This window comes from Peribacillus asahii (assembly GCF_003570725.1).
Taxonomy (GTDB): domain Bacteria; phylum Bacillota; class Bacilli; order Bacillales; family DSM-1321; genus Peribacillus; species Peribacillus asahii.
This window is the reverse complement of record NZ_QWVS01000022.1, coordinates 1-20,302: the sequence shown is the minus strand read 5'-3', so window position 1 is coordinate 20,302 and position 20,302 is coordinate 1. Positions and strand designations below refer to the sequence as shown.

The 20,302-nt window shown below is 37.8% G+C and carries 11 protein-coding genes and 1 riboswitch; of the genes, 3 read left to right on the top strand and 8 right to left on the bottom strand.

Annotation, left to right across the window (positions count from 1 at the left end):
* Window positions 1–666 precede the first annotated feature (666 nt).
* The 8 genes from D1953_RS12700 to D1953_RS12670 all read right to left on the bottom strand — a co-directional run bounded on the left by D1953_RS12700 (window position 667) and on the right by D1953_RS12670 (window position 15,140).
* On the bottom strand, window positions 667–1,986 hold the full coding sequence (locus D1953_RS12700; protein WP_119117570.1) for a short-chain fatty acid transporter: 1,320 nt from the start codon (window positions 1,984–1,986) through the stop codon (window positions 667–669).
* A 225-nt stretch (window positions 1,987–2,211) separates the two neighbouring features.
* Window positions 2,212–2,907: a hypothetical protein gene (locus D1953_RS12695; RefSeq protein WP_119117569.1), complete on the bottom strand. Its 696-nt coding sequence runs from the start codon at window positions 2,905–2,907 to the stop codon at window positions 2,212–2,214.
* A 20-nt stretch (window positions 2,908–2,927) separates the two neighbouring features.
* A riboswitch (cyclic di-GMP riboswitch) is annotated at window positions 2,928–3,012 on the bottom strand.
* A gap of 162 nt (window positions 3,013–3,174) precedes the next feature.
* On the bottom strand, window positions 3,175–3,336 hold the full coding sequence (locus D1953_RS21290; RefSeq protein ID WP_245980105.1) for an Ig-like domain-containing protein: 162 nt from the start codon (window positions 3,334–3,336) through the stop codon (window positions 3,175–3,177).
* 53 nt (window positions 3,337–3,389) lie between these two features.
* Window positions 3,390–3,668 (bottom strand): hypothetical protein, encoded by a 279-nt coding sequence (locus D1953_RS12690; RefSeq protein WP_142920452.1) that lies wholly within the window; start codon window positions 3,666–3,668, stop codon window positions 3,390–3,392.
* A 132-nt stretch (window positions 3,669–3,800) separates the two neighbouring features.
* Entirely contained in the window at window positions 3,801–5,840 is a 2,040-nt protein-coding gene (locus tag D1953_RS12685; protein WP_119117567.1) for an acyltransferase family protein, read from the bottom strand.
* A gap of 706 nt (window positions 5,841–6,546) precedes the next feature.
* Complete coding sequence (locus tag D1953_RS12680) at window positions 6,547–9,318, bottom strand: hypothetical protein (RefSeq protein WP_119117566.1); 2,772 nt, start codon at window positions 9,316–9,318, stop codon at window positions 6,547–6,549.
* A gap of 588 nt (window positions 9,319–9,906) precedes the next feature.
* The gene (locus D1953_RS12675) at window positions 9,907–12,552 is read right to left on the bottom strand and encodes a hypothetical protein (RefSeq protein ID WP_119117565.1); all 2,646 of its coding nucleotides are present in this window, start codon (window positions 12,550–12,552) and stop codon (window positions 9,907–9,909) included.
* A gap of 584 nt (window positions 12,553–13,136) precedes the next feature.
* The gene (locus tag D1953_RS12670; protein ID WP_119117564.1) at window positions 13,137–15,140 is read right to left on the bottom strand and encodes a penicillin-binding transpeptidase domain-containing protein; all 2,004 of its coding nucleotides are present in this window, start codon (window positions 15,138–15,140) and stop codon (window positions 13,137–13,139) included.
* A 54-nt stretch (window positions 15,141–15,194) separates the two neighbouring features.
* Here D1953_RS12670 and D1953_RS21020 point away from each other — a divergent pair, with 54 nt between their 5' ends.
* Genes D1953_RS21020 through D1953_RS12660 form a run of 3 tightly spaced genes read left to right on the top strand, consistent with a single transcriptional unit; the run spans window position 15,195 to window position 19,916 of the window.
* Window positions 15,195–15,404, top strand: coding sequence for a hypothetical protein (locus tag D1953_RS21020; RefSeq protein ID WP_142920451.1), 210 nt, complete (start codon window positions 15,195–15,197; stop codon window positions 15,402–15,404).
* A gap of 50 nt (window positions 15,405–15,454) precedes the next feature.
* The gene (locus D1953_RS12665) at window positions 15,455–17,059 is read left to right on the top strand and encodes a hypothetical protein (protein WP_119117563.1); all 1,605 of its coding nucleotides are present in this window, start codon (window positions 15,455–15,457) and stop codon (window positions 17,057–17,059) included.
* A complete protein-coding gene (locus tag D1953_RS12660; protein ID WP_119117562.1) occupies window positions 17,052–19,916 on the top strand; it encodes a DEAD/DEAH box helicase in 2,865 nt (954 codons plus the stop codon). Before D1953_RS12665 ends, D1953_RS12660 begins: the two co-directional genes overlap by 8 nt.
* The last annotated feature ends 386 nt before the right edge of the window (window positions 19,917–20,302 follow it).

Below are 20,302 nucleotides of genomic sequence, written 5' to 3'. Positions count from 1 at the left end.
CTTTTTTAATAGTGTGTGCTCACTTAAAAAATTACGTTGGCGTTTCTGTTTTGTTTAGTTTTCAAAGAACCATGTCTTAACGACGCTCAATTAATATACCATAACTTTTAAAAGTTAGTCAATAACTTTTTTGAAGTTTTTTCATCACATGAACGGTAGAAAATACCTTTCATGTTCGTTAACTTCTTAACAAGTCCCCCAAAAGAACATTATCTATTTTACTAGAATCTCTTAGCGGCAATTACAATAATACTATTTCAGTATAAATAAATCAACATCTTTTTTTCAAAAAGTACAACAAGATGTTTTAAGCTAATGTAAGAGTTCAACCGAAGGAACTTTTTGTACGTCCTCTTATTAAAAGAACAAAATAAAAGAAGCGATGCCTATAGCTAAAATAAAAATAAGAATTCATATACCATCCCTTAACTATGAAGGTCTAATTAATGGAGAACATCAAACAATTACTTCAGGATTACAGCTATCCTGAAGCAACAATTCCAAATATATTGATTGAGAGAACTCCAATCGATGAATTATGATAAAATAGAACAAATCATTATTTTCAGTTACAAGAAAAGCCCGGCAAAGAAATTTTTCTCTTCACCGAGCCTTCTTCTAATCTAGCACTCTTCAATAAATTACAGGGAGTGACAGTTATCTTACCTAATAAACAAAATACAGCAATATTGTCGTTACCACCCCTACCCAAATACAGAGTAAAAAGCAATAACCCATGATATGTCGTATATGCAAGCCTACAATACTGAGTATAGGCAATGCCCAAAACGGTTGTATTAAGTTGGTCCAAGCATCTCCCCAACCAACAGACATGGCTACAATTGCTGGATTCACACCTAAATCCAATCCAGCCGGTATTTGCAAAGGCCCTTGTAAAGCCCACTGCCCTCCGCCTGATGGGGCCAACATATTCACTAATCCTGCTGTCCAATACGTGAATACAGCGAAAGTTTCCTTATTTGAAATAGAGACCATAGCCTGAATAATATTCTCTGCTAACCCCGAACTTCCTAATACAGCAATAATTCCAGCATAAAAAGGGAATTGCAAAATAATGGGTGATATAGATTTCGCCGCTTCCTTAAATGCTTCACCATAATTCCATAAAGAACCATGAAATAGTAAACCGAGAGATAAAAAGAACATATTAATAATATCTAGATTTAAATCTTTCTCATTTAAAAACTTCACGATAACAAATATAATTCCAATCAATCCAATTAAAATGCCTAACACTTTCGTTTTCTCTAAATAAATAGCCGGAGTGGACTCTTCTATCTCAGAACTTTTCTCCTGATTACTTTTTTCTCTGGCAGGAGGTGAATACGGTATAATATTCTGTTTCGGAGCCATAAGTAAAATAAAGAGAGGCATCGTTATTAATAAAACAAGGAAAATGACAATCGTTCCTGAATGAAAGATTGTTTCAGATGTCGGAATAATACCCATTATATCTTCTAAGAAATGGCCTTTTGTAGCTACTGTAAGTCCGATAGAGCTGGATAAACCCGCTGTATACAAAGCGGTCGGCGCATACGCACAAGCGACCAATAATGGAAAATGTGCTTGTTTATTCCGTTTCCCTACCTCCCTCGCTACAATGGCACCCACGACAACAGCTAACCCCCAATTGATATAATACGCGGCAGCGGATATCAAAAATGTAAGAAGGTAGGCTTTATTCGCCGTATTGGCTCTTGCCGATAATGCCTCTAACCCTTTTCTAATAAACGGAACAGAAGCAAGTACCATCCCTGTCATCAATAACAGCACCATTTGCATCGTGAAAGCTAAATAAACCCAAAAACCATCACCATAGGAGCGAATAAGATCAAGGGGATTTTTCGGCGTGCTAATATAACCAAGTATGAAAACAAGCAATGTCATCAATACTGCAATAACAAAGGCATCGGGCAAGTAACGATTAATCCACTTCGACAGCTTATCAGAAATGGCATTTAACATCATGAGGCCCCCTCCACTGTTGTCTTACCCTATTCATATGGCAAACACTTCAGCGATATGTTAAAGGTATGCTGATTTGTTTCAGACAAATGACCTTCTGGCCCGTGCCGTTGCAAAACTGAACTGATGCAAAAAGGAGAGTAATCATTATTTCAAATGATGACTCTCCTTTTTTATTACATAAAAACTCCAATAAATTTTAGAGAGTGACAAGCACTCCTCTTATTAAACCGCTGAATCTGTTGAAGTTGTAGTTTCACCTAAATCTGTTGGTGTTGTTTCTTCCGATGTATTTATTGTCTCACCAGACTCTGCTGGTGTTGTTTCTTCTGATCCATTCGTTGTTTCATCAGACTCCGCTGGTGTTGTTTCCTCTTCTGTTTTTGGAGTAGAAGCCTGTTCCACTAAAGACCTCACTCGTTCAATCTCATCTGCAGCTAATTTTTGAAGTTCTTTAGACTTTTCTGCTAAAGCGTCGAACTCAGAATTACTCACCTTACGCTTTTTCTTATAAGAAGCCAACTGTTTATCAATAGCACGAAGCTTATTGATTTCAGCTTTTAGTTTCCCTTTATAGCTATTGTACTTTTTAGATGCTGTTTTTTTACTTAATTCTTTATCAGCTGTTCCATCTTCACTTACATCAAAGTATGAATTAATAGATTTCGTAATCTTTTGGATCGACGAATCGATAGTATTTAGGCGTTTTTCAACTGTTTTACCAGTTTTAGATTTCACAGCAACCTTTTTCTCTTTTTCTTTCTCTTTGTTCTTAGAAGACTTATCTTCTTTCTTAACTGGGTTCTTTTGTTCTGTCTTTTTGTTGTCGGATCCCTTCGCACTCGCAAATGAAGCAGAACCCAATACTAGAGTGATTGCTACTAAACTTGCTAAAATCTTTGAAAACCATTTTGTTTTCATTACCTTCTCCTCCTTGTGGTAACGGCAGCTGGCTGGCATAGATGATAACCCTTAGCCCCGATAGCTTTGTGACATCAAGTTTCCTTGATTGTACCTTTTAATATAGATTTCATTTATTTTATCGGTTTCAAATTTTTAAATTAAACAGTTCCTTCTTCTCATAGTCTGAATAATATTTACTTTTTTGTGACATTTCATATAAATGAAAAAGCCACCTATCTCTTTAGATAGCTGGCCTTCTTTATCAGGGAATAACATTTACCTTTTCTATTGAACTTTTATTGTTTTTGTTCGACTTTTGTTACCAGCTTTATCTTTTGCATAAACGTTTAAGCGAGTACCTTTCTTTTGCCTGGCAATTTTCACAGAATAGCTGCCTGAAGAACTTGAGGCAACCAATTGACCAAGTTTTGTACTGCCTCTATACACATAAACTGTTGCACCTTTTTCTGCTTTTCCGGTTACTTTCGTAGACTTAGTTGTTACTTTACAGCAGCGGTGGCAAGTGGTGTTGTATCCCTTTGGATAACTTTTAACGTATAAGAAACTTTGTTGTTTTCGCCCTTGTTATGTCGAACCTTAATATAATAAATTCCTTTTTTTAAATTAAGATTACTAATATTCTTAAGTTTCCCAGCCCCATATTCTGTATATAAATATTGGTGAACTGAATTGTTTTGATTAAATACTTCTACATAAAAACCTGTATCTTTTGGATTCGTTAAATATAAAGAAAGATTCATATTTTTCGTCAAGTTCAAGCTATAAAAAACTGCACCTCCAATTGGGGTGCAGTTCATTCTCTCACAGAGCTTTTCTTTCGTACTTCATCGCTTTAAACTTTATCCTAATCTTAAATCTCCAGCATCCTAACTATGCCGCAGAGAACCCTATTATTCATCTTTGAGTATCTTGTTGATTTTTTCCTCAAAAACAGGTCCAAAACTTTCAGAATAAGTATTGGTTAAATGTCTGTTATCTCGATAAATCACAACATTACCGATAACAGGTTGGAATTTACCATTTACCTTAAAGTAATCTGTTAAGTCGATTTTATGCAATGATTTATTCTCGTTTTCAAATTTTCTCCAAAACTTTTCGTCTTTCTGATTATCTTCTAAATTCATTTTTTTTGCCGTTTCTTCTAGTCCATCTGTTTCTAATGATTCCAATACATTAAAACTATATCTTGGATCATCGCGAATAGCTAACACTTCCATACCATATTCATCTTTAACATACTGCAGCTGATCAACCATTTGTTGTTGGATTCTATTAATAGACGTATCAGAAGCTGTAGCTTGAGCAACGATAAGATCTACATCTGCATTCTTTAGATAATCTAGAACATTATTGACCCAGATACCTTTTACCTCATCATCCGAATACCCTGTTGAAAACCGTGTACCTGAACGAGTCAGACTCAATACACGATAATTAGAATCTTTTGTTGCTTGTAATATTGCACCTAACCAATGTTCTGAATGGGAACTACCAATCAGGGCAATTGTCGCATCGTAATTTTCAGTTTTACCGTATTCCCCTATTTTTAAGTCACTATCTTCTACACCCTGATTACTGCCATCCAGATGCGCTTGTGGTAAATCATTAAAAGCTTTAGAAAATGCCGGTATCGGTTCTTTATCAGGTACATCATTAGGATTTTTCACAGCTAACGCCCCTGGATAATTTTCATAGGTTATTTCTTTTTCTAGCTTAGATTGGCTTATATATACTCCTATCAAAAGAGATCCAATTAACAATATATTCACACTACCCATTATCGCAAGTCTATTAAATGATTTCTTGTTAACTGAGCTTCGAATTGGTTTTTCTATATATCGTGTCATTAAAAAAGATAAGATAATGGATGAAATAATAATAAGAGTTCCAACGATAGCTCCTGGAGTTTCTTGGACATTATAACGATAGAATTCTAATAACACCCAATGCCATAAATAAATTCCAAAAGAAATTCCGCCTAGCTTCACCATTACAGATGAACCTAAAAAGCGTTTGACACCATATTTTGTATCTTGTGTACCAGACAAAACAATGAATAATGCACAGATCATTGGCCATGAGGCAATATACCCCGGAAACATTTCAGATACATTAAAAACGATTCCGGTTAAAAGTAAACCGATTAATCCAAGCCAACCTATTACTGTAGCAATATATTTATTTACCTTAATTAATGATAAATTGATACAAAGCAAGCTACCTAAAGTAAATTCCCACACACGTGTCATCGTAATAAAATAAGCCCATGGTTGATTAATATTCGTTAAATAGATTGAGTATATAAAAGAAGAAACAAATAATATCCCTAAAATAGTATTGATTAATGTTTTAACTTTAGTTACTTTATATTTTTTTATTAACAATAAAATGAAAGTGAATATCAAAAACCAAATCATATAAAATTGTCCTTGTATAGACAAGGCCCAAAAGTGTTCAACAGGTGTTTTCATTTGGCTGGAATCTAAATAATCCGTGCTCGAAAAAGCTAGTTGCCAGTTTTGATAAAAAAACATGGAGGCAAATACTTCACGTATCGTTTTATTTAAAATTGATTCAGGTAATAAAAACCAACTTAAAACCAGAACCATTCCAAGAATAAAAAATACAGAAGGAAGTAATCTTTTCATTAACTTTGTAACATATAGCCGAAAACGAAATTCCCCTGTTCGATTAATTGTGGAGACAATTGAAGTAGTAATAAGAAAACCTGAAATTACAAAGAATACATCAACCCCGCCAGAAACACGATTAAGCCATATATGATAAACGGCTACCAATAGTGCGGCAACAACGCGCAACCCTTCGATTTCTGGTCTGAATTTGCCCTCAATATTAATTAATGGTCGATTCTGAACTCTATCGATTCCAGACCTAAGTTTACTCTCACTCTTAGCTAATGATTCATTCATTTCAATCCTATCTCCTACTTGTTATGATTTTATACAATTTCAAATTATATCACCATACAACAACGATTTATATGGTAAGAAAAACTTTTTAATGTATATCAAAACCACTTCCATCAACCACCATAAAAATACCATTTATCGGAAAACAAAAGGAATCAAATAGAGTAATAGCCCTTTTACAGTACCCTTGTAAATAAAGATCGTTAAGGTAATCATATTCACTTTTCAACTCTATGTCCTTAAACTATCCTCACCGTCAGTGTAAGTACATTTTTTACAATCTTTATAATGACATTAACATAAATATCCAGCGGATTCCTATTTTCCAACGAAAATATAATGTATTTTCAAAAAAATCTAAATAAAGTCCTACAGGGATTACACCTATTCTTCAGATCTTTTCCAAGCAACCCCACATTAAACTCTTCCCTCAAAACAATAAAAAATAACACCTACTATTTAGTAGCATTTGCTTAAAAGCGCTGTTACGCATAATGGTCCTAACGTGAAAGAAAACCCCACCATATAAGGTGAGGTTAAAATATTTTTATTTAGTTATTAATTATTCAATATAACCTATCAACGAATATAGAGTTGGGGGCAAACTCCCATTAGGAGTAATGAACAAGTATGATGCATATTATGTATAGCAACATAACAAAATCTAGCGATATACAGAGATTGACCAGCACCTTTTCAACATCTATTACTTCACATCAACAATCACCGTTTTAGTCACAACCACCGGCTTAGCTGCATCAGAAGACGTTTCATCCGTAATGAAGAAAGTCACAATGCCTTTTGCTGGAGAACCTACCGCAACACTTAAACCAGTAAATCCATTACCGTCCTTACTAACATTAGCAAGCGTACCTGTAGCATTAGGTGATATAGTGTAAGCCAGTTTACCAATTAACCTATCTCCAGCGTCTGAAACACCATTGGCATTCTTATCAATATAAAGATCACCATCCGTGAATCCTCCAGCACTCGCATTAGCAGACTCAGCCATTCGTATTTTATTAAGAACTGGGGCGGTTAAAGTAATTCCTTTCACAATATCGTCCGTTGGGCCAGCACCTTCCGTTATATCGAGAACTGTTTTGTAATTAAGGTTGGAGGTATAGTTAATGACCGGGGCAGACTTCCAATCTACTGAAATAATCTTTGCAGTATCCTTAGCGACCGTAATGGTTTTCTTGTCTGCTAACATGCCATTTGGTTTAAAAATAGCAAGGTCTGTTGTACCCGCGCCTTTAATTGTCACATCAATGGTTGCATCACTAGCTTTCAAATCATAATTTCCTGTTGTATCTCCATTAACAGCAATGACTTTCCTATTAAACATTACTTTGTACCCCGTTAAATCACTAAGATCACCATTAAACACATCCTCAGAAGTATATTGAGAAATCTTATAAGAAATCGTATCATCACTTGCAAGTTCCGCATTGATATAATCATCTTTAGATTCCGACACTTCAGAATGTACCAATTTTAAATTCGCTACATTCTTAACTGCAGTTGTGGTTACGTTAAAACCTCCAAGTATGTCACTGTCTGCATTTTTCAATAAAACCATTCCAGTCTGCCCTGCGGTAGTAGCCCCCGCTAAAGGAACAACTACTTTACCATCAGTAGTACCAGAAGTATTTAATTCCTCTCCACCAGCTGTTGTGTATGTAGTAGCATATCCATCAATATTTATTGGATAGTGAACAAACACTCCTGTCATAGTCGAGACTACCGGATCGCCATATTGGTCTGTTATTTTTACTTTATTTATACTTGGGCTAGTTGCACCAATTAGCACTTTATTTGGGTTTGTAACAGGTGTAGCTCTTACTGCTTTGCGTGCTTCCCCTTTAACCGTTACAGTTATTTCTTTCGTCACCTGACCAACTGTAATCGTCACTTTCGCTGTACCTAACCCTTGTGCAGTCAGTACTCCAGTAGCGGAATTAGCCACAACAACTGTTTCATCGGACGATTTTATCTCAAAACTTCCTGGTGCTAATTCAGCTCGACTAGGCCCAACACTAATATTTACTTTCGAAAGTATTGCTACTTCCCTAAAAACTAGCGTAGAAGAGTTTTGGATGAAGCCAGCCTTATTCGTTAATTCATAAGAGTTTATTGCCGTCGCTACCTTATCAAGGTTTTTAATAGAGATACTAGTTTTTTCTGAAGTTAATATAGTTGAACCATTAGAAATAGTGACTTGCGTGGTATAATCACCAGAAGAAAGTACAGCATCTTGGAATTTTCCATCAGCGCTTGCGGATACTGAACCAAATAATCGTTCATTTGCAGAAACTCCATCCCTATCAAAGACATTAAATTCAATTGTATAACCGGCGGATTGTAAATAATCTATCGAGGTGGGTACTCCATCGACAGTAACAGTCAATTTTTGACCTTTTGTATTATCATCATAAGTGGCAGCCTGAACAGCAACAACTTTTGGGTGAAAACTATATGTAACATTGTAATCTCTAACCGAAACAGAATCTTTAATGGTTACTTTAACATCCGTATTAGCCGGCAGACTACCTTCTAAAGTTACCGTAGCTGATTTAGAACTAGTTGCAGTATATGTAACAACTTTATTTCCTTCTACCGTAATATCCTCAGCTTTTAAATTGTTAAGGCTAGTACCTGTAATAGTTAAAGTAGTAATGTTATCAGCACTTACCGCATCAACAACTGGTGGTAATGCAGCTTCATAAGCTTTGTTGTTTTTCTCAACAGCTTTTAAAAGGTTAGCAGCTACTGTAGTATCTTTAGTTTTTAACTCTTCTACCTCAACCTTCACACTTTCGATTAATTCGCCTGCTTTTTTAAGGTTTGTTGTAATTAATTTTTTGCTTTCGATTTCTTTATAAGCAGCATACACTTTTACTTCAGTGTCTACAGCAGCAGCTTCTGCTTTAGCCGGAGTTGCGTAAGTCTTCATTAATAAGCGGCGAGCATCCGGACCAAATGTTTTCTTAACCGCCTTTTCGAATTCAGCAATCTTTGTCTCTACTGCAATATGTGCAGAATACACTTTTCCTTGCTTACCGGATTCGATTGCTGTCTCTAATGCTATTCTTGCAGCTTTTAATTTTACGCTAACTGCCGCAACATAGTTTTTCGCACGATTTAGAGAAGTTTTGCTTCCTTCTAACTTTTTCGTATAAGTTGCTTTTTTCATTTTACTTCCACCGTTTTTAACGATTTCCTTTTCAGCAGCCGCATAGTATTGCTCAGCTAACTTCACTTCTTTTCTAATGGTAGAACCGCTAGGAAGTTTATTCTTTTTCTTTGCAGTATTGTAGTAAAGATTAAACGCTTTATCTACTTGTTTCGTAGCCTTTGTAATCGCATTGTCTACAGAGTTTGTTGCTGCTTCTGGTTGAATTGCTGGTGCAACTACAAATGCTGATGCAGTGACAGCTGTTGCTGTTGCGATTTTAATTACTTTCTTTTTCTTCATGGTGAAAGAACTCTCCCTCCATTCCCCTAAAAATATAGAGATTCTATCTAGTAATTTCATAAAATTAGACTTTAGAATGGTAGACCTTCTCTTATTTTTACAAACGCAAAATTCAAAAAAACAAATCAACTTTACAATACAAGACATAACCTCACCTGTCTAGAATCCATCTATCCTATCATCGTCACTATAATTATGACTCCAATTATTCATAGCCTAAACCGGAAAAAACATAATATGATTGAATTTTGATGTTAAATGATAAACGAAAATACCAAGTGAACGTTTAAGTATTTCAATAAATCAGACCCTTTATCAGCATTGAGCTAACGATGTTACCTTTCTCAACTCCAATTTACCTTCCAAGTAACCCAATACCTTATAATGATTCATACTAATTCTCTCCTAAATAGAAATAACCTTAACTCCTCCAAAGGAATTAAGGCCTATGTTAATCCTATACACTAATATAAACTTATTTTTCTCTCTGATTCAAATTCTCTTCAAAAGAAAAAGCCCTGCAGAGATTTCTCCCCACAGAGCTTCACTTTATTAAGGAAGCTGAGAATTTGACCTCAATTCCTTTAATTACTTAACGTTCACTTCTAAAGAAGTAGATGCGTAAATTTTAGTTTTACCAACTTCTTTGACTTTGAAGATTAATGTACCTTTAGCTCCAGAGTTTACAGCTACTGATGCACCAGCTGGTGTAAGGTTTGTTGAATCTGTTGTTGCAGTAAGTTCGATTTCACCAAGATCTGTATCACCAGCATCATAATTAGAGTTTCCGTTTGTATCGATATAAAGCTTATTAGTCCCATCAGCATCAAGGCGAACTGAATTATTAGTTGATTTACTTAAAGTAATACCAGTAATAACAGGATCTAAGCCAGCAGCTGCTTCTGAGTAAGATAAGAACGTTTTATAATCAACCGTTTTAGCATAATCAAGTTTGCTTTGTGGTTTAAATGTAACACCTGTAATTGTTGCTTTATTATCAACAACTGTTACAGTGATTGTCCCAACGTTTACACCCGCATTATCTTTTAAGCTAATTGTAGCTGTACCTTTTTTCTTACCTGTAATTGTAAGAACATCGCCAGCTGTAGCAGCAGTCGCTACATCAGTATCAGATGATGTTACTGTATAAGTAGCAAAGTTAACTGAACCATTTTTAACACCTTCTGAAGTGTATTGGTTTAATTTGTATTCAACAAAGTTATCATCAGAAAGATCTAATGTATTATCAGCTGATTTTTTAACAGCATCGCTATCTTTTGGTTCTACAATTTCTAATTTTTTCGTAGCAACACCATTATTTTCAGTAACTGTTACACCAAATGTAGATAATGTTTTGTTATTTGCATTATCTTTGAACAATAGTGTTGTAGAGCCAGTTTTAGAAGCTGTAACCGCTACATCAACTTTACCATTTGCTGCTGATGTTACAGTAGCTGGTGCACTAGCAATTGCAGCATCTGAAGATTCAACTTTAAGAACTGCAGCATCTACTGGGTCACCATATTGGTCAATAGGTGATACAGTTAATGTAGGACCATTTCCAAGAATAGCAGTTGTATTATAAATTTGTGTATCAGAATTTTGTTTAGTAACTTTCACTGAATTTAGTTCACGTTTTTCGTTTACTACAGTAAATGTTACAGCTTTTGTAGTATTACCGTAAGTAAGTGTTAATGTTGTAGTTCCTGGAGTATGTGCCGTTACAACTCCACCTGATACAGAAGCAACTGCTTTATTTGAACTTTCCACTTTAGTTGGAACTAGACCTTTTTCTTCTGTTCCATCAATTACTACTTTTAAGTTTTGGAATGTACCAGTTTCTCCAACTACTAATTTTGTACTATTTTGAACTACAGAGCTAGCACCAGTAGTATTTAAGAACTCATATGAATTAATAGCACTTGCAGCTAAATCTAAGTTTTTAACTTTAATTGTTTGTAATGGAGACACAATTACATTTGTTCCATTAGTTAATGTTACTTGTACTTTATATTCTTCAGCTAAACCAGTAGTTCTTAATTCCCCTGTTGTTCTGTTAGCGAATAATTCAGTACTTTTGTCATTATTTCCATCTTTATCAGTTGCTGAGAAGTTTACAGTATATCCATTAGCAAGAAGGTCAGATACATTAGCAACTGCTCCATTTACTGTAAATGCAACGAATTGGTTTGCTCTATTATCATCATAAGTTGCTTCTGTGATAGCCGCACCTGTTGCTGTTAATTTATAAGTGAATTTAAATTCTTTATCTTTTACTTTCACTGTTTGTTCAACATTTGGAGTTACAAGTGTTTTAAGAACAACAGTTGCTGTTTTTCCATCAGCAGCTGCAGTTACAGATTCTACTGTATTTCCAGCTAAAGTGATGTCTTCAGCTTTAAGATTTTTAAGGCTAGTACCTGTTAATGTTAATGTAGAAGCGTTAGTTGCACTTACAGCTGTAACAACTGCTGGTAATGCAGCTTCATAAGCTTTGTTGTTTTTCTCAGCAGCTTTTACAAGGTTTTTAGCTAATGTAGTATTTTTAGCTTTTAGCTTTTCAACGTCAGCTTTAACGTCTTCAATTAATTTACCAGCTTTTTCAAGATCTGTGCTGATTAATTTTTTGCTTTCGATTTCTTTATAAGCAGCATAAACTTTCACTTCAGTAGCTACAGCAGCAGCTTCTGCTTTAGCTGGAGTTGTGTAAGTTTTTGTTAATAAACGGCGAGCATCTGGGCCGAATACTTTTGTAACTGCTTTTTCGAACTCAGCAATTTTCTTCTCTAGTGCAGCATGTTTTGAAGCAACTGTCCCTTGTTTACCAGAAGCGATTGCTTTATCTAGATCTGTTCTTGAAGCTTTTAATGTTACGCTAATTGCTGCAACATAGTTTTTCGCACGGTTTAAAGAAGTTTTGCTTGCTTCTAATTTTTTAGTGTAAGAAGCTTTTTTGCTTCCACCGTTTTTAGCGATTTCTTTTTGTGCAGCTGCATAGTATTGCTCAGCTAACTTAACTTCTTTTCTGATTGCAGAACCGCTTGGAAGTTTGTTGCTTTTCTTTGTAGTGTTGTAGTACAAGTTAAACGCTTTGTTTACTTGTGTTGTAGCTTTTGTGATTGCTTTGTCAACAGAGTTTGTTGCAGCGTCTGCTTGTGGTTGTGCCACTGCTACTGCTCCTGTTAAAGCGATTGCTGATGCCGTTGCGATTTTAATTGCTTTCTTTTTACTCATTTAGAAAGTAATCTCCCTTCGAATATATCTATAGTGTTGCGCTAGGTAGCATTGCTCAAAACAGAACATACTTAATCTAACGACTTACGGAACTAATGTCTCAAGTACTAGTAAACTAACTTTTATGTATCTTTGCAAGTTATTTGTTCTACTAGTAGTGCCTTTAGCACAAAAATAAACAACAACGATTTAATTACTAAATCATTCTTGTATAACTATAATAATACAATTTTTTTGTAATTTCTAGCTTTTTATTAAAATTCTAGACTAATAAAATAGAAATTTATGGTACATATGGTTTCAAATATTAAAATATATTTAAAATTAATACAAACAAGTTAAAAATATCCTAAAAAATTATAACAAACAGGAGCGTTACAAACAAGTACATTAGACCAGTACTAATGATCCTACCTGCATTAATCGATGTGATATATATACTATTATTTTTAACTTATATTCACATTTAATTATTCCAGAAAAATACTTTTGATATATATTTATGTACAATGTTATTTTTTTATCCAATTTCGGAACATTCCAATATAATAAAAAAGCACCAGTTTAAACTGGTGCTTTTTTATTCACTGTATATATTTTTTCAAAACAGGCTTCATTCGATCCACAACAAAGTGGCTTCCGCCTCGGCCTTTGACGTCTTCAATCATCCAAGCCATCAGTAAAGATGAACTTTTTGTGTCCATGGCGACGAGCCAGCCATTTTCGGTTCCGGTTGAGTTTTTGGATGCTTTGATTTCAGCCGTACCCGTTTTACCTGCAATGTTGAGTTTAAGGTCATTCAGACTGTGAGCACTTCCTTTCGGATGCGTGACAACTTGCTTGAGCATGCCTGTTAGCTGATTCGCCTGCTTAGCAGTAATGACGTTTTTCTTCCAAATCGTTGGTTCCATTTTGTCTTTCTGGATAAGTGTCGGGGCGATCACGTTTCCTTCATTTAAAAAGGCCGTATAGGTTGCCGCTAAATGAATCGCACTCATCTGCACTTGCCCTTGGCCGTAGCCGCTGTCAGCCAGACGGCCTTCACTGCTTATATCTCCAATACTCGATGCTTTAATCGGATATTCAAGCGGCAGTGTATCTTCAAAACCAAAGTCTTTCAGCCCGCTCGTAAATTTATCCTTCCCAAGGTCTAGTGCTTGACGTGCAAAATAGATGTTATCAGAATAAATCAACGCGTTTTTCATATCAATTGGAATGCCCGGATTCGCTACGCGCGTAATCGAATGATCTTTCCAGTTCGACTTTTTCCATGTGAGTCCTTGAATACTGAGCGCTTTATTCGAATCGACGCCGTTTTTCAAAGCAACAGAGGCTGTTAATGCTTTAATTGTTGAGCCTGGTGCATAGGTTGAGCTAAAACGATTGAGCAATGGCTTGTCTTTGTTTTCTTCAAGCGCCTTTTGCTGGGCACTGCTCATGCCAAGGACATATTGATTCGGATCAAACGATGGACTTGAAACAAGAGCCAATGTTTCCCCTGTCTTTGGATTCATCGCTGCGGCTGTACCCGCTTCATTGTTATATTGCTTATAAATATCTTGTTGCAGTTCCGCATCAATCGTGAGCGCAATGAATTCTCCTTCTTTTCCTTTACGCTCTGCAATCACTTTTTCTGTACCATTATCGGCTTTAATATAAATTTTGGCGCCAGCTTCGCCTCGAAGTCGTTCTTCTAGCAGCTGTTCCAAGCCGCGCTTGCCGATAACATCATTAGCTGTATAACCTTTTCCTTTTAACTTTTCTAAATCCTCCGCTGATGCTTCACCAACGTAGCCAATTAAATGAGCGGTAGCTGCACCATACGGATAAACACGTTCTGTTACTTCCGTTATCGATACGCCAGGTATACTAATGAGCTTAGCAATCTTTGCGTCATTTTGCGGCAGTTTCTTAATTGGAACAAAATAACTTGGCTGCACCCAAGATTGATTCAGTTCTGCCTCAATTTCTTCTACTGACATGTTTAACAGCTTAGCGACTTGTGAGATGGCGGCGCTTTCTTCCCCCATCTTCTCTGGGACAATTCCAACTTGAGCCACAGTTCCATTAATTGCAAGACCACGCTCATAACGGTCGACGATTTCACCGCGAACAGCTGGATATGTTTCAACGGATACTTTTTCGTCTTCTTCAAGCTCTGGGAAAATGTAGTTCGGCCCCCACTCAATATACCAATTCTCTTTCTCATCTTTTCCTTCTTTCACAAGTGTCGCTTCATTTTTAAATTCCACTGGACCTGCGACCGTCTCCATCGAAACGGAATACGTTACTTCTACTTTTTCCTCATCTTTATGCTTCGGCAGCTCTTCTGGAAGCTTATATTCTACTTTAAGGTCTTCCATTTCAATGCCTTTGTAAATCTTCTCATAGCGTTCACTAAACTGTTCTTCACTAATTTCTTTCTTTGCGTCCGCTGACAAATAGTCATACATACCCTCAAAATTCTGTTTGTTCCATAATTTTGTATAATCGGCGAAACGATCTTCCGGTTTCGGTTCGTCTGTACAACCTGTTAGCAGCAATAAACTAGTTAGTATCATGCTGGTGATAAAAGGTCTCTTTTTCATAGCTTCCCCCTCTTAACATTACTCCCTATTATTTTAACAAAAATGGGGCAAAAGTTGCGTGATAGAGTGACTGATTTCGGCAAATTTCTACAAGTTGGCGGGATTATGAGCAAATTTAGCGGGATTTTTATCATAATTGGCGGGATTCCTTGGCATTTCCGCGTGAATCACCCTTCAAGAAGGAGAGAACGTCTGCACTACTTCAAATCCTTCCCTACATTAAGGTATAATAAAAGGATGATTGAAATTCCAAAGTTTGAATAATAGGTATTTAGACGATATTAAATAAGTAAGAGAGCGATGTGGAGAAACTCATGGAAAGCCAATTGTTACAGTATACAGCCGAGCAAGTGAAGAAACTGTTGAATCCCGATTCTGCGCATGATGCAGCTGTCGTTGGAGAAGGGCTTACGTTATACACACAAAATGTTGTTGAAACCTCGTCTCAGGGAGATGAGTGGATTCAAGCTGAAGTCTATGACATAGAGCGTCATCAAGTAAAATTGGAGCTCCTCTTTCCACAAAACGGACGCTGTACGTGCGGAGCGAACTTCATCTGCCGGCATCAGCTCGCGCTTTTCTTTTCCCACTATAGTGAAATAGCGAGCGTCACAGAATGGATCGAAGAGTGGCAACAGAGCAAGAAGCCAAGTCCCTTACCGATCCAAAAGGCTAGTGAAGTATTCGCAAAGAAAGCTCAAGAAGCTAGCGGACTTGCGAAAGACTATTTTGCTTATAAGGAGTTTGTTGCACACACCTTTCATGAGAAGGTCGAAAGCGAACTTCATGCACCTGCCTACCTGCTAGACGGTCATATTCAACAATATTTACAAGAATTAAAAGCGAAGGCGCCAATTGAAAGCGAATGGAAAATGCTGTATCACTTTACGACGCTCTTTTGTACGTTTTTACATACACTGCCATTATTGAATTCCTATAGTAAAAATACGCAAGTCGTTCGCACCTTCTATACGTTTGCTACAGATTTAACAGAGGAATTATATGAGATGGTGCAACCGCTTAGTCGCCAAGCCCGTCCATTTGCTTTTGATCCATTTATTGAAGGTTTAAAAGCAGATGTCGTGACGCTGCTTGACAATCATCCATTACTGACCTATGAACGGATTGATTTATATCGCGAAATTTGGGCCTTTCTTTTTTCCAATAGCACATGGCGAAAGGAAGAGCTCGAGCGTGTTACACAAGAGCTCAATCAACTGGAACAGGATACAGAGGAACGGAATACGTATACGATTGCCGCTATTCATTTGTCAGTACTGGAGAATGATGATGACCGGGCGACAGCGTGGCTGCAGGAATTAGATGCCGCTGCTTGTCCTTATCTATTCTACTGGCTTCAATCTCTTCAACAAATGCGTCCGCTCCCATTTATTGAATTCGCGATTACACATGTCCGAACGTTTTTAGCAAATCTCGAGGATTATTATGAGCGCGTTGATTTCGTGCGGACGTTTACGCGGCCAATCAGCCAGTGGTGCTATAAGTCAAAGCGGCTCGACCTGCTAGAGAAATTTTACCGGGTCACATTGCCGCATAGTTATTGGAATTATGCGAACTTTTTATTCGAGCAGAAGCAGTATAAGAAGTGGGTTGAGATGCATATTTATTCTGACATTAGCATTGATTTAATTAGTACTGAGCTCATTAAAGAAGTAGCATCTGAAGAACCAGCCTTAATTTTGCCGCTCTATTATCATGCTGTTCAAGAAAAAGTGTCGTTGAAAAATCGCTCAGCGTATAAGCAAGCGGTCCGCTACTTAAAGAAAATGCGCACAATTTATAAAAAGTTGAAGCAGGAAGAGACATTTGAACGCTATATGAACTATGTCACTAGCTCCACAAAACGGCTGCGTGCTTTTCAAGAAGAATTAAAAAGGGGTAAGCTAATCGATGGTTAATCTAGGAAAGTTAAAAATTAAAGTGGCACCGCTTGACCACGACTTGTATCGTCTAGCTGTCATCAATGAGGAGGAGCGATTTCTCGATACAATCCATATCCGCAGATTGTTGTTTACTTGGGATGACGCGAGCTTCTATGGGACACAAGTTACGACTGATATGTGGGAAGGCAAGCCTGTCTATACGCTGGATGCATGGGGACTGTTGAACTTCTTCGCCCGAGAAAGCTTTAATTCTTTCATTGATTGGGAATGGTCAGAAGCTTCTTCTCTTTGCTTATCTGCAGCACCTGTATTGCACGAAGCGATTGAAGCAGGCCTGCCTATTCCTGATTTCGCAAGTCTGCAAGCAAGTGAATTAGCCTGGAAGCTCCCTGATGAGGTGGAAGAAGAATTTGTTCCTTCCTTTTGGGAAGAGACGATTTCCCCTGACTTGCAAACACTGACAGCCGAGACAAATCGCTCGTTTATCGAGAAGTGGTATAACGGCGCTGCGAATCTATACTTGGAGAAATACTCTCCTATTTCTCATAAATGGAGCGAGGCGATGACAGCCTTACAAACCACTCAGCTATCTCCAGAGGAACTGCAAACATTCTTTGACCCAGAAAGCTGGGCAGAATGGCTCGGTCTAGCAACGGATGAGAAGCCCTTTACGATTGGGCTTCGTTTAAGCGAGCCTCCAGGCGGAGAAGGAGCGTGGACGCTTGACGTTATCCTTCGTTCGAAAAAAGACGCCGACATTACGGAAGTATATACGAAAAAACGGCTGCCGCGCGGCTGGAGTAAATATCGTGAAGCCATTGATAAAGTGATTGCCCGCTGGTCCAAAATCGTCCCTTGGCTGACTGACAATGGGCAGTTTAAGCAAGAGCTATCTGAACTCGAAGCGTGGGAATTCCTCACTGATGCGAGTGAAAAATTACTATTTCTCGGAGCAGAAATTTTACTTCCTTCATGGTGGTTGACGCTCAAAGAATCGTCCCTCAAAGTGAAGGCTAAAGTAAAAAGCCAGCAAAATCGCGGACCGTCCTATGTTGGTCTGAAAGCGCTAATGGACTTCGATTGGCGTTTTTCCCTTAATGGAGAGGATTTAACAGAATCCGAGTTTGAAGCCCTTGTAAATGAAAAAAGGCGACTTATTTACATTCGCGGACAATGGGTAAAGCTCGACCCTGCTTTTATTAAGCAAATTCAAGAGCTGATGGAAACGGCAAATGAAAAAGGGCTTCAACTGTCCGACCTCTTACAGCAGGAATTATTGCAAGAGGATGCAGGAGAAGAGGACGACGAACAAGATGACTTGCTGCGAATTCAATTTGAACTGAACCAAGAGCTTCGCAAAATGATAAGCCATTTACGTGAAACGAGGAATATTCCCTTGCTGCCTGTACCGAAGACATTACACGGGGATTTACGCCCGTATCAGAAGCTTGGGATGAGCTGGCTGTTATTCCTTCGTGAGCATGGATTTGGCGCTTGTTTAGCTGATGATATGGGACTCGGAAAAACGGTGCAAATGATTACTTACTTGTTGCATGTAAAAGAGACTTCTCAAACAGCAGAAATATTAGAGACAGAAGCAAAGCCTGTAAAGACTGCACTCATTGTTTGCCCTACTTCTGTACTTGGCAACTGGCAGCGTGAGCTTGAAAAGTTTGCCCCAAGCCTGCATGTCCACCTTCATTACGGGGCGAGCCGTACAAAGGGAGAAGACTTTGCGGCGAAAATCGCAGATTATGATATTGTGTTAACGTCTTACGGGTTAACGCATCAAGACGAGGAAGAGCTTGCAAGCGTTCATTGGAGCAGCATTATTCTAGACGAAGCGCAAAATATTAAAAATGCACAAACAAAGCAATCGCGAGCTGTTCGTAAGCTGCAAGGACAGCATCACGTCGCATTAACAGGAACACCGATGGAAAACCGGTTAAGCGAATTGTGGGCGATTTTTGATTTTATTAACAAAGGCTATCTTGGCTCTCTTGGACAATTTCAGGAGAAATATGTTGCCACCATTGAACGTGAAGAGCAAAAAGACAAAATTAAAGAGCTACAGCGTCTCATCCAACCGTTCTTATTACGACGCACAAAACGTGACCAAGATGTAGCCTTGAACTTACCGGATAAGCAAGAGCAAAAGGAATTCGTACCACTTACGACCGAGCAGGCTTCCCTTTACGAGCAGCTTATTCAAGATACGTTCGCTAACATCGAACAGCTCTCCGCTTTTGAGCGCAAAGGGATGATTTTACAAATGCTCAACAAGCTTAAGCAGCTATGTAATCATCCAGCTCTGTACCTTAAGGAAGAGGATGATAGTCTTCAAACGAGTCAGCGTTCAGGTAAGCTCGAGAAGTTAACAGAGCTCGTCGATGCTGTGCGAGAGCAGGATGAAAGCTGCCTAATCTTCACGCAATATATCGGCATGGGGAATATGATGAAGGAATTACTGGAAAAACGCTATGGGATTGATGTACCGTTTTTAAACGGCAGCGCCAACAAGAAGCAACGCGATGAGATGATTGCGAAATTCCAAGAAGGCGAGTTCCCGATTTTTATTTTGTCCTTAAAAGCAGGTGGAACGGGACTTAACTTAACAGCCGCCAACCACGTGATTCATTACGATCGCTGGTGGAACCCCGCTGTAGAGAACCAAGCGACCGACCGCGCCTACCGTATCGGTCAAAAACGCTTCGTCCATGTCCATAAGCTCATCTGTACCGGCACATTAGAAGAGAAAATTGACGAAATGCTCGATAAGAAACAAGCCTTAAACGATGAAATTATTAGCGGTGACAATTGGATTACCGAGCTTTCAACAGAGGAAATTAAAGAACTAGTAGCACTGCATTGAAAGAATACCGAATAAAGCAGGTAGAGAAAACGATTTGTTTTTCTCTACCTGTATTTTTTTGGGGAAGTAGCAGCTTTTATTTCTTCAAAAGTTATATTCTAATGAAGCTTAAATAAAAATGAACAAATAAAAAGGAACTTTGTTCTTCAAAGCTCGGGTGATAGACACTCTCCTAGCCCGTTTCCCCGATTTTATCCTTCATTGGATCTTATGAAGGCCTTTTGCTAGGTCTAATTACTGGAAAATGTCCTTCATCACTCTTATGAAGGACTTTTACCAAGTCTAGTTGCTCGAAAAGGGCCTTCATCACCCTTATGAAGACCTTTTGCCGAGGCTAGTTACTGGAAAACGTCCTTCATCACCCTTATGAAGACCTTTTGCCGGGG

Bases quoted from the DNA above. Each gene is read 5' to 3' on its own strand.
- D1953_RS12700 (WP_119117570.1), bottom strand. From the start codon at position 1,986: ATGTTAAATGCCATTTCTGATAAGCTGTCGAAGTGGATTAATCGTTAC.
- D1953_RS12695 (WP_119117569.1), bottom strand. From the start codon at position 2,907: ATGAAAACAAAATGGTTTTCAAAGATTTTAGCAAGTTTAGTAGCAATC.
- D1953_RS12685 (WP_119117567.1), bottom strand. From the start codon at position 5,840: ATGAATGAATCATTAGCTAAGAGTGAGAGTAAACTTAGGTCTGGAATC.
- D1953_RS12680 (WP_119117566.1), bottom strand. From the start codon at position 9,318: ATGAAGAAAAAGAAAGTAATTAAAATCGCAACAGCAACAGCTGTCACT.
- D1953_RS12675 (WP_119117565.1), bottom strand. From the start codon at position 12,552: ATGAGTAAAAAGAAAGCAATTAAAATCGCAACGGCATCAGCAATCGCT.
- D1953_RS12670 (WP_119117564.1), bottom strand. From the start codon at position 15,140: ATGAAAAAGAGACCTTTTATCACCAGCATGATACTAACTAGTTTATTG.
- D1953_RS12665 (WP_119117563.1), top strand. From the start codon at position 15,455: ATGGAAAGCCAATTGTTACAGTATACAGCCGAGCAAGTGAAGAAACTG.
- D1953_RS12660 (WP_119117562.1), top strand. From the start codon at position 17,052: ATGGTTAATCTAGGAAAGTTAAAAATTAAAGTGGCACCGCTTGACCAC.